Origin of the sequence: Acinetobacter sp. 243_ASPC, assembly GCF_001054715.1 — a bacterium.
GTDB classification, from domain to species: Bacteria; Pseudomonadota; Gammaproteobacteria; order Pseudomonadales; family Moraxellaceae; genus Acinetobacter; species Acinetobacter soli.
Genome location: NZ_JVOR01000132.1, coordinates 18,816 through 33,478, shown reverse-complemented (window position 1 = coordinate 33,478; position 14,663 = coordinate 18,816). Strand labels below are relative to the sequence as shown.

Genomic DNA, 14,663 nt, shown 5'->3' with positions numbered 1-14,663 from the left:
CTTAAATCTAATCCTGAAAAACTGTTAGGCAAACTGGCGCAAGAAACGCACGTCATTTTGATAGAACATCCGTAAGTCATTAATGCCGTAACGCAACATGGCAAAACGCTCAACACCTAAACCAAAGGCAAAACCTTTGTATTTTTCAGGATCAATGCCTGCAGCACGCAGTACATTTGGGTGCACCATACCGCAGCCCAATACTTCTAACCAGCGACCTCGTTCATCCATAATATCTACTTCAGCACTTGGCTCTGTAAACGGGAAGTAAGATGGACGAAAACGAACCTTTAAGTCTTTTTCAAAAAATTCATTTAACAGATTGATCAACAGCCCTTTAAGCTCAGCAAAGCTGGTGTGCTCTGCTACATAAAGTCCTTCAATTTGATGGAACATCGGTGAGTGCGTCTGATCTGAGTCACAACGATATACACGCCCTGGACACACAATACGAATCGGGGGTTGGCTGGTTTCCATGGTACGAATCTGTACGCCCGATGTATGCGTGCGCAACAAATGATTCACATCAAAGTAGAAAGTATCGTGCATTGCACGTGCTGGATGATGCCCCGGAATGTTCAAGGCTTCAAAGTTATGATAGTCATCTTCAACTTCAGGCCCAGTGGCAACGGTAAAACCAGCTTTCGTAAAAAATTGGCAAATTCGTTCTTGTACTTGAGTGACCGGATGAATGCTCCCCATGCGCTGGCCGCGGCCCGGCAAAGTGATATCAATCATTTCACTGGCCAGTTTTTGTTGTAACGCTGCCTGTTGTAATGCAGTTTGGCGTTCGGTCAAGGCAGCATTGATGGCTTCACGTACAGCATGAATGGCCGCACCTTGCACTTTGCGTTGCTCGGGATCCATTTTTCCCAGTGCTTTCGATTGTTCTGCAAGCTGGCTTTTTTTCCCTGTAAACAAAACTCGTACTTGATCGAGTGCAGCAAGGTCTTCAGCCGCTGCTATTGCAGCAAGCGCTTCGGTGGTCAGGGCTTCCAGTGACATAGTAACTCTCAAAGCAACAAAGTTATAAAGAAAATAAAACTCTGCATTCTAACAGTTTTTAAACGGATTGATGAAGCATAAACGCAGGAAAATTACTAGGCAGGGTATTTATAAAACGTATAAGATGAGCGCTGGTGTGAATGAGAAACTCGACAATGGCACTTGATCAAATCTGGAAACAACAACTCGCATTGGTCAGTTATGGCAATGAATATCTGAATCATGATCTTAGCTTTTCAGGCTGGAAGCAGCACAGCATCTTTACACGGCATACACTGTATTTTCGAGATCTGATCACACAGCATTTACTGGCTCAGCATTTTCAGGTTTGGCTTGAAGGGCTTAAACAGCAAGGCGTATACCGGATTAGTCTTCATGCCTCGAATCTACTGGTCGATGAAAAAAATCCAAATCCAAATGTTGAGTTGCTGTCGAGTCATGTGCTGGTGACGCATAGTAAAACACAAAAAACAGCCTGGATTATGGGTCAGGAACTTGCCGAGTGGTATTTAAGTGATCAAGCTTTTGAGATTCCCCTAAACCAACGTTCCGATACTCGTGAAACAACATTTTGGCGCTACGATTTAAGTGACAAACTCGCAAAAAAAGTTCAAGCCGATCTGGAAACTGCCAACTGGAAAGACATCTCGGCGTTTTTATCTCGTGAGTTATTTGAACAGCGCTTAGCTCAGGGAGTAGATCTTGAGTCGAACGGCAAGCCTTTTTATGGTACAGATACTTTAGCCTCGAGCGAAGCAACAGGCCAATATCTCCCACTATTGCCGAGCGAGTATCCCGCCCAACTGGCACATGAGTTACTCCATAAAGTAGAACGCTTAAGCCATTTTATTCAGCAAAAGCGGCAGCATCCTTATCATGCAACAGGTGAGATGTTCAGCCCTGAAGAGCAGATTGCACTACGCCAGTTTGCCGAAAAAATTGAGGATATGCATGCCAAGCTGATTGTACGCGTAGCCAATCACTACCAATCGGCACATCCGCTTCCTGCTGCGCCAGTAGCCTCTCCGCTTGAGCCACAACTGGCACATACGCCAACCGCGCAGATTGCAAACAGTACTCCACAGCATTCACATAAAGTCGGCTCGTCCAGTGTAATTAAACTGGTGCTTTTAACCATTATTATCTGTGCATGTGCCTATTATTTTGGGCTATAAGTCGGCTAAACCTGACTAGGTGCTTAATCGTGCAGAAGCCTTTAAGCACTTTTAAAAGGTGGGTTTAATTTTAAGAATAATTTTATGACCGCCATCATGTTGATTAATCACATGATGTACACCTTCTACCACGCCCTTCACTTCTGCATCTGGCCCATAAAAAACCCGGATGCTCTCTCCCAAACGCGGCAATAGTCCCAGTTCAATTTCAATCGCGCCTTGCTCGATTCCCTCAACCAATACTTTCATGCGTACGCTCCTTTTCTTATTACTGTATGAAGAAGCATGTAAGCCTGTCTTATTCATCCTGTGGCAATTGTGTACATCTTTAGTCATTTTCAAGACTTAGAACTTAAAGAGGCGTAGTTGATCGATATACCTCAAGCACATTTTTAGACATAAAAAAAGACCGCTAAAAAGCGGTCTTTTTTTTGAATCTCTAGCTTATGCAGCCAAAGCGCCTTTCGCTTTTTCAGCTAAAGCAGCAAATGCTACTGCATCATGCATAGCGATGTCAGCTAATACGCGACGGTCGATGATCACTTGAGCTTTTTTCAAGCCATCGATCATACGGCTGTAAGACAAACCGTTTTGACGAGCACCCGCGTTGATACGCGCAATCCATAGAGCACGGAATTGACGTTTCTTCTGACGACGGTCACGGTAAGCGTATTGACCAGCTTTGATTACCGCTTGGAACGCTACGCGGTAAACGCGTGAACGAGCACCATAGTAACCTTTAGCGCGAGCAAGAATTTTTTTGTGACGACGATGAGCCACTACACCACGTTTTACACGAGCCATTTATAATCTCCTTAGATGTATGGGCACATACGACGAACTGAATTCATGTCAGAAACATGAACCATTACACAGCCGCGTAATTGACGAATACGTTTCGCAGATTTTTTGGTCAAGATGTGGCGCTTGAACGCTTGTTTACGCTTGAAACCGTTTGCAGTCGCTTTGAAGCGTTTAGCTGCACCACGGCGAGTTTTTAACTTAGCCATAGTAACCTCTTTTAGGCACCTGTTCGGCGCGTTTGCACCATTGCAAACCGACCTGCAGGTAAGGAAGGCGAAATCATACCGTATCTTTGTTTAAAACAAAAGCAGTTTTACTGATTCTGTTCCCGCTTTATCGTGAAATAACTGCAAGATTCTTCATCATTAAAAAATCAATATAAATGGCTATTTTTTAAGAATTCAAACTTATACTGAGTAAAAATTATCAATATACGATATTTATGAACGCTCAACAGGATGCTTTTGCCGCATTACGCTATCGTGATTTCTCTATTGTGACCATCAACCAGTTTTGCTTAACGCTGGCCATTTTAATTCAAGAAATTATCGTTGCGTACTCGTTATATACCATTACCAAAGATCCACTGACTCTGGGCCTGATCGGACTGGCAGAGGCGATTCCATTTATAGGGCTTTCGCTTTGGGGTGGTTATTTTGCCGATAAGTTCAATAAACAGCGCATTATGAAAATTTGTCTGTTTTTCTCCTTTCCTTTGCCTCTGGTACTTTTGGGGTTATTTCATGCTTATACGCTCGGACACTTATCCACCCACAGCTTAGCTTTAGGAATTTATGCCGTAATTTTTGCACTCGGTACGATACGCGGCTTTTATAACCCGTCGGCCACATCACTTAAACCCTTTCTCATCCCGCGTGAACTCTATGCCAATGGTGCCACATGGACCACGATTGGCTGGCAAAGTGGTGTGATTATTGGTCCGATGCTGGGCGGTTTTATGCTGGCATATTTAGGTCGAGAAACCAGTCTTATTAGTGTGGCCATATTGCTATTTGTCTGCTTTGTTCTAATTTCTTTACTCAAAAAGCGTGTTTTTCCTGCCATTGAACATGATCAGTTATGGAGTAGTTTAAGTGAAGGATTTCGCTTTATCTGGAAAACTAAAATTGTACTTTGGGCGATTTCATTAGATCTGGCTTCAGTTTTATTTGGTGGCGTGATTGCCTTACTGCCTATTTTTGCTGAAGATATTTTAAAAGTTGGTCCAGCGGGACTCGGCTATTTACGGGCAGCACCGTCCATTGGCGCGCTGATCACCATGATTGCGCTAACACGTTTTCCACCGACTCAGCATGCTTGGCGCAATATGCTTTTGGCAGTGGCAGGCTTTGGTGGTTTTACCCTTGTGTTTGCATTTTCAACCCACATGTGGCTTTCGCTCTTCGCACTGGCCATGACCGGTGCATGCGACAGTATTTCCGTGGTGGTTCGTCAAACGATTTTGCAGATTTTTCCACCTGAAAATATGCGTGGACGCGTTGCCGCGGTCAACGGTATGTTTGTTTCTAGCAGTAACGAACTGGGTGCATTTGAATCGGGGCTGGCAGCAAAATATATGGGAACAATCGCAGCAACGGTATTTGGTGGCTGTATGACCCTCGTGGTGGTGGCACTGAGCTGGGCCAAGACCAAAGATCTGTTTAAAGTCGATATCACTAAAAGTTCAGAACATTAGACATTTTCTTGTTGCGAGTATTCTTTAAACAGGGAATACTTTCGCAATATTTTAATTTTAATTTCCTATAAAGAACGACGTATGAAAGCCTTTGTTTATTTGTCTTTACTCCTTTGCGTGCCCTTTGCGCATAGCCATGCACAGTCACCTGCAGCCAATGTGCAACTGAGCGCTCAAAAAAGTGCTGCACTGCCTGCACATTTAACTACGCGCCTACAATGGGCCAGAACGCCTCAACTTGAATATTCAGATGCCGATTTAAATCAACAAGATCGTGCTGCCATTGTGAGGGTTGTTGCCGATGAAACCGGGCAAATCACGCAAGCGACGATTCAGGAAAGTACTGGACTTTCCAAACTGGACAATATGCTGATCAATGCCACCAAAGCGGCTTTGATTCAACCGTTTCAGGTCGATGACACAGCCGTTCCAACCATTGGATATCAGGCCTTTACCCTAAAAATCGCGCATGCGCTGAAATCTAACGATTGTGTCTATCGTTTTGATTCTGAACACTGGCGTAAGCAACAGCAAGATAAAAAAGTACCCTTTCGCTATATCGAACAACCATCATTACAAGTTGATCGTGATGAACTCAAAGGCAAAGACCGTTACATTCGGTTGAGCTTTAAGGTTGATAAGGCCGGAAACGTCACACGCGTTAAAATCAAGAAAGGTTCGGGTATTTATGCGCTGGATGAAAAAGTGATGCAAGCCGTAATGGGGGCCAAAGTTGAGGTCAGTAAAACCCTATGGCTTTATAAAAAATCGACGCTGAGCGATAAAATCAATTTTTCTTTGGATGCCTGTCAGTAATTGTGTCACGTGACTTAAGCATCACATCACGCCAAGGTAGAGCAAATAAATACACAAATAACGCCCCGCCTTGGCGATGGTGACCATCAACAAAAAACGATAAAAGTTTTCTTTTAACACACCCGCAATAAGGGTAATCGGATCACCAATAATCGGTACCCAGCTTAAAAGCAACGAATAAAACCCATAACGATGATAAATCGCCTGTGCCTTTTGCATATGTTGCTGCGAAACCGGGAACCATTTTTTATGTTTGAACTGCTCAATCTTGATACCGAGCCACCAATTAACGCATGAGCCAAGTACATTGCCAACCGTCGCCACCAGAAGAAGTACAACGGCGGGTTGTTGCTTCAATGCTAAAAATGAAAAGAGTACCGCTTCAGACTGTAAGGGCAACAAGGTTGCTGCACCAAAGGCTGAAATAAATAACGCCAGATACTGCATCATGCTGTATTGAGTAAGATGAATCAATCGATGGACTACTATGTCAGATTAATAAAAAATGTCCATCATTATGGACATTTGATCAACACGCACGGTACATGATTTGGCAACGCCAATTTAAACAATACTCAACGATAAGGCTTTTTGTACAGCCGGTCGAGCGGTTAAACGCTCAATATAATCCTGCACATACGGATAGTCGTGCAGATCAATCAACTGCCATTCATGACGCAGTGCCCAAGGCAGAATCGCCATGTCTGCAATTGAATACTCACCTGCCACAAACTTCTGACCAATCAACTGGGTATTGAGCACCTTGTATAAACGTTTACTTTCTGTGACATAGCGATCAATCGCATACGGAATTTTTTCTGGTGCGAAACGGCCAAAATGGTGGTTTTGTCCAAGCATCGGGCCAAATCCACCCATTTGCCACATCAACCATTGTTCAACTTCTACGCGCGCCTGCTCATCGGTCGGATAAAACATGCCGGTTTTTCTGCCTAAATATTGCAAGATAGCACCCGACTCAAAAATTGAAATCGGTTGGCCATGTGGGCCGTTTTGATCGACGATTGCAGGAATCTTGTTATTTGGTGAGATGCGTAAAAAATCAGGCTGAAACTGATCGTTGTCTAGGATATTGATGGGATAAATCTTGTATTCCAATCCCATTTCTTCAAGCGCGATGGTGATTTTGTGTCCATTGGGTGTACCCCAATAATATAGGTCGATCATGAAATACCTTCTTATCCTATTTTTCTATCTATGATTGTTTGTGTACGTTTATAACATGATTTTCATGTTCTAGAAGCAGCACCAAACAGGTTTTATTCTAACAGTCACTTTGCTTAACAACCTTAAAGAAAATCACAAGATGAGAATTTTAAAAATTATCCTTGAAAAAATGATAAGTGAACTTATATCTAAAAAGGCAATGATCATCTGATATTGCACATGAATTGTGGATGCACAGTCATCACAATGCATATTTCTTATTTATAGACTTTGCTGAACCATCAGGAGGTTTTATCAATGAGTACTGTAAGTCTAAGTCCGTTATTTCGTCGTAGCATCGGTTTTGATCGTTTAAATGATTTATTTGATTATGCGATGCAATCTGAAGCACCTAACTATCCGCCGTATAACATCGAAAAACTCGGTGATAACCAATATAAAATCGTGGTTGCAACCGCAGGCTTCGATCAAAATGAGCTCAGCATTCATCTCGAAAATCAGGTGCTGACCATTTCGGGTAAACCAGATGAAGAGCAGCAAAATGCAGCGGTAGAATATTTACATAAAGGCATCGCACGTCGTTCATTTAAATTGTCGTTACGTTTAGATGAACATATTGAAGTGCAGCAAGCCGATTATGCAAATGGTCTACTCAAGATTGAGTTGCAACGCATAATTCCTGAAGAGAAATTGCCGCGCCATATTCCGATCGGTTCATCAAAGACCGTGAGCAAAATTGAAAACCGCGACGAATAAATTCAGTCATAAAAAAACGCAGCGATTAGGCTGCGTTTTTTATTTGGATATACTTACTTTTTCTTTTTCGGTCCAAGTAACATACCCATTTGACGACCTTCCATTTTTGGTGCTTGTTCAACAACACCATAATCTGTCACGTCTGCTTCAATTTTTTGCAACTGAGCAAGACCCAACTGTTGATGTGCCATTTCACGACCACGGAAACGCAATGTGATTTTAACTTTGTTACCTTCTTCAAGGAACTTTAAAATCGCACGAAGTTTGACCTGATAATCACCTACATCCGTTGCTGGACGTAGTTTGATTTCTTTCACTTGCACCTGATGCTGTTTTTTCTTCGCATCTTTTTGCTTTTGCTTTAGGTCAAACAAGTGCTTGTTGTAATCCATGATTTTACAAACAGGTGGTTCTGCATTCGCAACGATCTCGACCAAATCGAGTTCGACTTCTTCTGCAGCACGCAACGCTTCATTTAATGAAACGATTCCTTTTTGTTCCCCATCTGCACCAACGAGACGCACTTCTTTAGAACGAATCTCGTCATTAATCGCAGGACGGTTACTCTTTGCACCTTGTTGTTGGTTACGGTCAGGCTGTTTAATCTCTCTTACTCCACAATGTACCGGCCACGTTCGGCAACGGCAGATTTCACCAAGTCGACGAATGCATCGATTGACATGGTACCTAAATTTTTTCCTGAGCGAGTACGAACATTAACAGTACCTTCCTCAACCTCGCGGTCACCTAATACTAAAAGGTACGGAATACGCTCAAGTGTACGCTCACGAATCTTAAAGCCGATTTTCTCATTTCTCAAGTCAGAAATCGCTCTAAGACCATTTTCTTTGAGTTTTGCCACTACAGATTCACAGGCTTGAGCTTGAGAATCGGTAATATTCATTACACATGCTTGTACAGGCGCCAACCAAGGTGGCATAAACCCAGCATAGTGTTCAATAAGTATACCAATAAAACGCTCGAAACTGCCAAGTATTGCACGATGCAACATCACAGGCTGGTCACGTTCATTGTCTTCTGTCACAAAAGAGGCATCTAGACGGATTGGCAAGTTGAAGTCACATTGAATAGTACCGCACTGCCAGACACGGCCCAAGCAGTCTTTCAATGAAAATTCGATTTTCGGACCGTAGAATGCACCTTCACCTGGCTGTAATTCCCACTCAAGACCCGCAGCATCCAAGGCATCTGCCAAAGATTTTTCTGCAAGATCCCAAAGTGCATCATCACCCACACGTTTTTCAGGGCGCGTAGACAATTTCATTTGTACATCTTCAAAACCGAAGTCTTTATAGACATCAAGCGTCAATTGAATAAAGTCTGCCACTTCCTTGCCAATCTGTTCTTTGGTACAGAAGATATGCCCATCGTCTTGCGTAAAGCCACGTACACGCATAATGCCGTGCAATGAACCTGACGGCTCGTTACGGTGACACGAACCAAACTCAGCCAAACGCACAGGAAGGTCACGGTACGATTTCAAACCTTGATTGAACACTTGTACGTGACACGGACAGTTCATTGGCTTAACGGCATAGTTACGGCTTTCTGAATGTGTGGTAAACATGTTTTCTGCATAATTGGCAGCATGTCCCGACTTTTCCCAAAGCGTAAAGTCGACAATTTGCGGCGTACGGACTTCTTGGTAGCCGTTGTCTTGCTGAACTTTACGCATGTATTGTTCAAGCGCTTGATAAATCGTCCAGCCATTGGCGTGCCAAAACACCATACCCGGTGCTTCTTCTTGCATATGAAACAGATTCAGTGCCTTACCGATTTTACGGTGGTCACGTTTTTCAGCTTCTTCAATACGTTTTACATATGCAGCCAGCTCTTTTTTGTCTGCCCATGCTGTACCGTAAATACGCTGCAACTGTTCATTTTTCGCATCACCGCGCCAGTATGCACCCGAAATCTTGGTCAGTTTAAAGTTTTTCAAGAATTTGGTGTTGGGCACATGTGGTCCACGGCACATGTCCACATATTCCTGATGGAAATATAAACCCATCGCCGTTTCATCAGGCATATCATCGATCAAACGCAGCTTGTAGGTTTCACCACGCGCTGAGAATTCTTTGATGACCTCTTCACGAGGCGTCATTTTCTTAATGACATCATAGTCTTGATCGATCAGCTGCTTCATGCGTGCTTCAATTGCAGCCATGTCGTCTAGCGTAAAAGGTTTTGGACTAAAGATGTCGTAGTAAAACCCTTCTTCGATGACCGGACCAATCACCATCTGTACATCAGGGAACAATTGCTTAACCGCATGGCCAACCAAATGTGCACAAGAATGGCGAATGATTTCGACACCTTCTGGGTCTTTTGGAGTAATAATTTGTAATGTCGCATCTTCAGTGATGAGATCACATGCATCGACCAGGCGATCGTTCACTCGACCTGCAACGGTGTTTTTTGCAAGGCCAGGCCCTATACTTTGGGCGACTTGCATAACAGATACAGGCTGATCAAATGATTTTTGATCACCATTTGGCAATGTGATAATTGGCATAAAAAAATCCTTAAGGAGTGATGCCCCGCACAATGGAGCATATCACCGCGAGATTATGATCGAGGAAAGCCTCAAAAGATAAAAACGGTGGATGGGTTAAATTAAATCGAACCGGAATTTTACACCTCTTCGACCACACTGCAAACCTATTCATCAATAAAAGAGCAATTTGATTCAAAATCATAAATTTTATGGGGCTGCAAACCGTATATTCAAGATGTCGTGCTGATTTGTAACGCATGTACTATAGACAGCACTGGTTTTTTGGCGCTAAAAAATAATTAGAAAAGATGAGTATAAAGCGCCCATTGATTGAGACAAAGTATGCGGCCTAAGACTAAAGCATAAATGAATTGAAGCCTTCAAGCGCCTATCTTTTCAAGCAGATTAGAACAATTAGATGGAGTAGAGACATGGTGAGTGCTTATGATGAGTTTCCACGCACGCCCGCGAATTTTGTTGCATTATCACCATTACGATTTTTAGAACGCGCAGCCTATATTTATGCCGAGCAGGCTGCAATCGTTCACGGTTCACGCGTAATTACATGGAAAGAAACCTATCAGCGTTGCCGACAATTTGCAGCCCAGCTTAAACAACTCGGAATTCAAAAAAACGATACCGTGTCGGTATTGTTACCCAATGTGCCTGCCATGATTGAAGCACATTTTGCAGTGCCCATGAGTGGCGCGATACTCAACACCATCAATACCCGACTCGACGCCAAAACTGTGGCTTTTATGCTTGAACATGCTGAAAGCAAGGTCTTATTGGTCGATCAGGAATTTGCTGGACTGGCCAAAGCTGCCCTCTCGCTGGTGAAGCAGGATATTTTTGTGATTGATGTCGACGACGCAGAATATGAAAACTGTTTTAGCCCGCCGATTGGTGAAATTGAATACGAAGATTGGCTCTGTGAGGGAGATTCCGAATTTGAATGGACACTTCCCGACGACGAATGGGATGCCATCAGTTTAAATTACACATCAGGCACGACGGGAAATCCCAAGGGAGTGGTATATCACCACCGCGGTGCTTACCTGAATGCGGCCAGCAATATGATGGCTTGCGGCATGACACCTCGCGCCAAATATCTCTGGACTCTGCCTTTATTTCATTGCAACGGCTGGTGTTTTGCTTGGACGATCGCTGCCAATGGCGGTACTAACTACTGCTTGCGTAAAGTTGATCCAGCTTTGGTCTTTCAACTGATCGAAAAGCATCAGATCGAGTATTTTTGTGGTGCGCCAATTGTACTTTCGATGTTGATTAATGCCCCTAAAAATCAGCAGATTGCCTTTGAACATCGTGTTGAGGTGCTCGTTGCAGGCGCTGCACCGCCTGCCGCGATTATCGAAGGCATGCGCAAGCTAGGCGTAAATGTCACGCATGTATATGGATTGACTGAAACCTACGGCCCATCTGGACTATGTGCCGCACAGGCTGGCTGGAACGACCTGAGCCTGGAAGAACAGGCCAAATTACATGCACGTCAGGGTGTGCCCTATCCGCTTCAAGACAGTATGCGCGTTTTAGACCCCGAGACCCTAAAGCCTGTACCTGCAGATGGTGAGACACTTGGTGAGATCATGTTTCGCGGCAATATCGTAATGAAAGGCTACCTGAAAAACCCTGAAGCCACTCAGGCGGCATTTGCAGGAGGCTGGTTTCATTCTGGCGATCTGGCCGTTTGTCAGCCCGATGGTTATGCCAAAATTACTGATCGAGCTAAAGATGTGATCATTTCAGGAGGAGAAAACATTTCCTCTTTAGAAATTGAAGAGGTGCTATACCGTCATCCTGCCGTGTTGACCGCAGCAGTCGTGGCTAAACCCGATCCGCAATGGCAAGAGGTTCCCTGCGCATTTATCGAGTTAAAACAGCATGCAGAGGCTACACCTGAAGAAATCATGGAGCATTGCAAAAAAGAACTGGCACGCTTTAAAGTACCCAAAGATGTAGTGATTGCCGAAATTCCGAAAACATCGACGGGAAAACTACAGAAATTTATTTTACGTGAATGGGCTAAAGAGCGTGCAGTAGGCGAATTTGGCTAATTTGCATTGAAGTTAAAAAGCCCGCTCATGCAAATTGAACGGGCTTTTTTGACAAGAATTTTTGAAGAAATTGTATCAGCACAAACTATGGCTGATATTTTGTCAGAACACTGTTAGTTATCTGATAGCAAAGCCACTTGCTGTACATAATTGAAAAACTTCAGCTTCGAAGCAGCCAATTCCTCTTCACCTGCGCTTTGAGTAATATCGCGCTGAATACGCAATACATGCTGACGCAAGGTGTGACGTTCTGATGCATTGTGCAATTTGCTGAACTCGTTGACAGCTGGGTCACCCTGCTCGATCATCCGATCAACCCAACGTTGCAACTGTGCTTGTTTCTTTGCACCTTGTTGAGGCGTCAGATACGATAAAATCACCGTTTCATCTTCATTACGGAGTAATTTGCCGATGCGCTGATACTGTCGGCGTTTTGCTTCGAATGAGCTAATAGTTTGAACATCTAGCAAGGCATCAATCAAACGTTCATCTACTGGGAGTTTTTGAATCTGTTTTGCCGAAAGCTGAGCCAGTTGCTCACCCAATGCTGCCATACGCTGTACAGCTTTTTTTTGCTCAGTTTTGCTCGCACGTCCTTCTAAAGAATCGAAATCATCTTCATTAAAACGCTGGGTACGACGTGCCACGATTAATCTGCCTCATAAAATTTTGCAGCGAATAGTGCCTGAATTTCTTCCTGTGCTTTTTCTTCATCCGCACCTTCAATCACTAAACGCAAAGTGGTTCCCTTACCGGCTCCGAGCATCAGTAAGGACATAATGTTTTTTGCATCGACCAGTTTATCGCCTTTACCAATCTGGATAGACGAGCGGAACTTGGTGGTGACTTCAATCAGCTTTCCAGATGCGCGTGCATGCAAGCCAAGTTTGTTAATGACATCTAGCGTGGTATCAATCATGACCAGTGCTTCATTTCTCTGTGTAAGACCTGAATAGACCATTTTGCCTCAAGCGCTTTTTTTAGTCTATCTACAATATAAACTGAACGATGCTGACCACCCGTACAGCCGATCGAGATCGTCATATAATGACGATGCCCTTCTGCAAACACAGGCAACCATTTGTCCAGAAAGTGAAATACGTCATCAAACATTTCATTGGTTTGATCACTGGCTTCCAAAAACTGACGAACGGGTTCATCTAAACCCGAAAAACGACGTAATTCTAAATCCCAATGCGGATTTGGTAAATGCCGTACGTCAAAAACATAGTCTGCATCGAGTGGAATACCATGTTTGTAACCAAAAGACTGCAAGATCAGAATCAGTTTGTCGGACTGGCCCAATTTAGACAACAGCGTATGTTTCAGATCATGCACGCTTTTGTCGGTGGTATCGATGTGCACGGTCGAGCGAAACTGAATCGGAAGCAGCAGTTGTTTTTCTTCCTGAATACATTCTGTTAGGCTTTTAAAGCGACTGGCTAACGGATGCGGACGACGCGACGCGCTAAATCTGGCAATCAGTTCCTGATCTTGTGTCGTCAAATAAATCACATCGACCGTTCCATGCTTTTGCAATTGCTCAAACACCAGGTCAAATTCCTGCATATCTGCGCGCGTGCTTCGCACATCTACCCCAAGAGCCAGTTGCTCCAGATTATTTTCATGATCCAGCTTGGCGACAATTTCTGGCAACAATGCCAAAGGCAAATTATCTATACAGTAGTAACCCAAGTCTTCAAGTACCTGTAGTGCCGAGGATTTTCCGGAACCTGATTGACCTGTGACGATAAGAATACGTTTCATGGCATGGTTGTCCTGTCGAAATTATGCCTTAAACTTGACCTGCAAATTGTCGATAAGTCGCGTATTGCCCAGCTTGGCTGCAATAAACAGCACCAGATCTCGATCAAAATTTGAGACAGGCTGCAAATTTGGCTGTCGCGCTTCCACATAGTCGACCTTAAAACCGGCATTGCTCAATGTCGCTTTGATGGTGGCCAATACCGACTCCAGCGTCTCACCTGCATGCAATTGTACTTCTGCATGTTTTAAGGCTTGATAGATGGTCGGTGCGGTTTGACGATCGGCCTCAGACAAATATCCGTTACGCGAGCTGAGCGCCAACCCATCTGCTGCGCGTGCAATTGGCACGCCAATAATATCAATCGGCAGATTTAAGTCTTGAACCAATTGACGAATCACTGCGAGCTGTTGATAGTCTTTTTGACCAAAAAAAGCTACATTGGGCTGCACAATATTAAACAGCTTGGTGACCACGACAGCCACACCATCAAAATGTCCAGGACGCGACTTACCACATAAATCATCAGTGATCTCGGCCACCGAAATATTGGTTAAACGTGGCTGCTTGCCATACATTTGCTCAACCGTAGGTGCAAACAAGATATCGCAGCCCACATCGGCCAACAGATGACTGTCTTGCTCTAATGTCCGCGGATAGTTTTCAAAATCCTCACCTTCACCAAACTGGATCGGATTGACAAAAATACTGACCACCACAATGTCACACAGTTTTTTTGCTTCGCGAACAAGGTTCAAATGTCCTTGATGCAAATTCCCCATGGTTGGTACAAAACCAATAATCTTTCTTGAGCTACGTGCAGGATGAAGTGAAGCTGTTAATCCCTGAATCGTGGTTTCGGTTTTCATAA

At 43.8% G+C, this 14,663-nt stretch carries 17 protein-coding genes; 5 read left to right on the top strand and 12 right to left on the bottom strand.

All coding sequences use genetic code 11. From position 1 onward, the window contains the following. Positions 1-24 precede the first annotated feature (24 nt). Positions 25-1,005, bottom strand: a complete 981-nt coding sequence (gene pheS, locus ADA42_RS17040) for a phenylalanine--tRNA ligase subunit alpha (RefSeq protein WP_004940464.1) — start codon at positions 1,003-1,005, stop codon at positions 25-27. Between the two features lie 155 nt (positions 1,006-1,160). Between pheS and ADA42_RS17035 the strand changes: the two genes are divergently transcribed. Beyond that, complete coding sequence (locus ADA42_RS17035; RefSeq protein WP_048766445.1) at positions 1,161-2,180, top strand: hypothetical protein; 1,020 nt, start codon at positions 1,161-1,163, stop codon at positions 2,178-2,180. A gap of 51 nt (positions 2,181-2,231) precedes the next feature. Here the strand turns inward: ADA42_RS17035 and ADA42_RS17030 are convergent, their stop codons facing one another. The 3 genes from ADA42_RS17030 to rpmI form a co-directional block, all read right to left on the bottom strand. Continuing rightward, complete coding sequence (locus ADA42_RS17030) at positions 2,232-2,429, bottom strand: hypothetical protein (protein WP_048766444.1); 198 nt, start codon at positions 2,427-2,429, stop codon at positions 2,232-2,234. A 195-nt stretch (positions 2,430-2,624) separates the two neighbouring features. Further along, positions 2,625-2,984 (bottom strand): 50S ribosomal protein L20, encoded by a 360-nt coding sequence (gene rplT, locus ADA42_RS17025; RefSeq protein ID WP_000124858.1) that lies wholly within the window; start codon positions 2,982-2,984, stop codon positions 2,625-2,627. Between the two features lie 11 nt (positions 2,985-2,995). After that, a complete protein-coding gene (gene rpmI / locus ADA42_RS17020) occupies positions 2,996-3,190 on the bottom strand; it encodes a 50S ribosomal protein L35 (protein ID WP_002054552.1) in 195 nt (64 codons plus the stop codon). A gap of 236 nt (positions 3,191-3,426) precedes the next feature. Here rpmI and ADA42_RS17015 point away from each other — a divergent pair, with 236 nt between their 5' ends. Next, complete coding sequence (locus ADA42_RS17015) at positions 3,427-4,680, top strand: MFS transporter (protein ID WP_004940469.1); 1,254 nt, start codon at positions 3,427-3,429, stop codon at positions 4,678-4,680. Between the two features lie 81 nt (positions 4,681-4,761). Beyond that, the gene (locus ADA42_RS17010; RefSeq protein WP_048766439.1) at positions 4,762-5,496 is read left to right on the top strand and encodes an energy transducer TonB; all 735 of its coding nucleotides are present in this window, start codon (positions 4,762-4,764) and stop codon (positions 5,494-5,496) included. 21 nt (positions 5,497-5,517) lie between these two features. On the opposite strand, the gene ADA42_RS17005 is transcribed toward ADA42_RS17010, so the two are convergent. Together ADA42_RS17005 and ADA42_RS17000 are read right to left on the bottom strand one after the other, a co-directional pair. Continuing rightward, on the bottom strand, positions 5,518-5,943 hold the full coding sequence (locus ADA42_RS17005; protein ID WP_025096098.1) for a YqaA family protein: 426 nt from the start codon (positions 5,941-5,943) through the stop codon (positions 5,518-5,520). Positions 5,944-6,060: 117 nt separating this feature from the next. Continuing rightward, positions 6,061-6,681, bottom strand: a complete 621-nt coding sequence (locus ADA42_RS17000) for a glutathione S-transferase N-terminal domain-containing protein (RefSeq protein WP_048766438.1) — start codon at positions 6,679-6,681, stop codon at positions 6,061-6,063. 297 nt (positions 6,682-6,978) lie between these two features. Here ADA42_RS17000 and ADA42_RS16995 point away from each other — a divergent pair, with 297 nt between their 5' ends. Next, positions 6,979-7,437, top strand: coding sequence for an Hsp20 family protein (locus ADA42_RS16995; RefSeq protein WP_004940478.1), 459 nt, complete (start codon positions 6,979-6,981; stop codon positions 7,435-7,437). Between the two features lie 53 nt (positions 7,438-7,490). Here ADA42_RS16995 and infC read toward each other — a convergent pair whose 3' ends face one another. Together infC and thrS are read right to left on the bottom strand one after the other, a co-directional pair. Further along, complete coding sequence (gene infC, locus ADA42_RS16990; RefSeq protein WP_076033019.1) at positions 7,491-8,042, bottom strand: translation initiation factor IF-3; 552 nt, start codon at positions 8,040-8,042, stop codon at positions 7,491-7,493. A 5-nt stretch (positions 8,043-8,047) separates the two neighbouring features. Next, positions 8,048-9,970, bottom strand: a complete 1,923-nt coding sequence (thrS, locus tag ADA42_RS16985; RefSeq protein ID WP_004940482.1) for a threonine--tRNA ligase — start codon at positions 9,968-9,970, stop codon at positions 8,048-8,050. Between the two features lie 413 nt (positions 9,971-10,383). Between thrS and ADA42_RS16980 the strand changes: the two genes are divergently transcribed. After that, entirely contained in the window at positions 10,384-12,027 is a 1,644-nt protein-coding gene (locus tag ADA42_RS16980; protein ID WP_048766437.1) for an acyl-CoA synthetase, read from the top strand. Between the two features lie 113 nt (positions 12,028-12,140). Here ADA42_RS16980 and yjgA read toward each other — a convergent pair whose 3' ends face one another. From yjgA to panC, 4 genes are read right to left on the bottom strand one after another with little or no spacing between them, the layout of a single operon-like run. Beyond that, a complete protein-coding gene (gene yjgA, locus ADA42_RS16975) occupies positions 12,141-12,674 on the bottom strand; it encodes a ribosome biogenesis factor YjgA (protein ID WP_048766435.1) in 534 nt (177 codons plus the stop codon). 2 nt (positions 12,675-12,676) lie between these two features. Next, entirely contained in the window at positions 12,677-12,946 is a 270-nt protein-coding gene (locus tag ADA42_RS16970) for an HPr family phosphocarrier protein (RefSeq protein ID WP_025096094.1), read from the bottom strand. Continuing rightward, positions 12,943-13,794, bottom strand: a complete 852-nt coding sequence (gene rapZ, locus ADA42_RS16965) for an RNase adapter RapZ (protein WP_048766432.1) — start codon at positions 13,792-13,794, stop codon at positions 12,943-12,945. Before rapZ ends, ADA42_RS16970 begins: the two co-directional genes overlap by 4 nt. 21 nt (positions 13,795-13,815) lie before the next feature. Further along, entirely contained in the window at positions 13,816-14,661 is an 846-nt protein-coding gene (gene panC / locus ADA42_RS16960; RefSeq protein ID WP_004940498.1) for a pantoate--beta-alanine ligase, read from the bottom strand. Positions 14,662-14,663 lie beyond the last annotated feature (2 nt).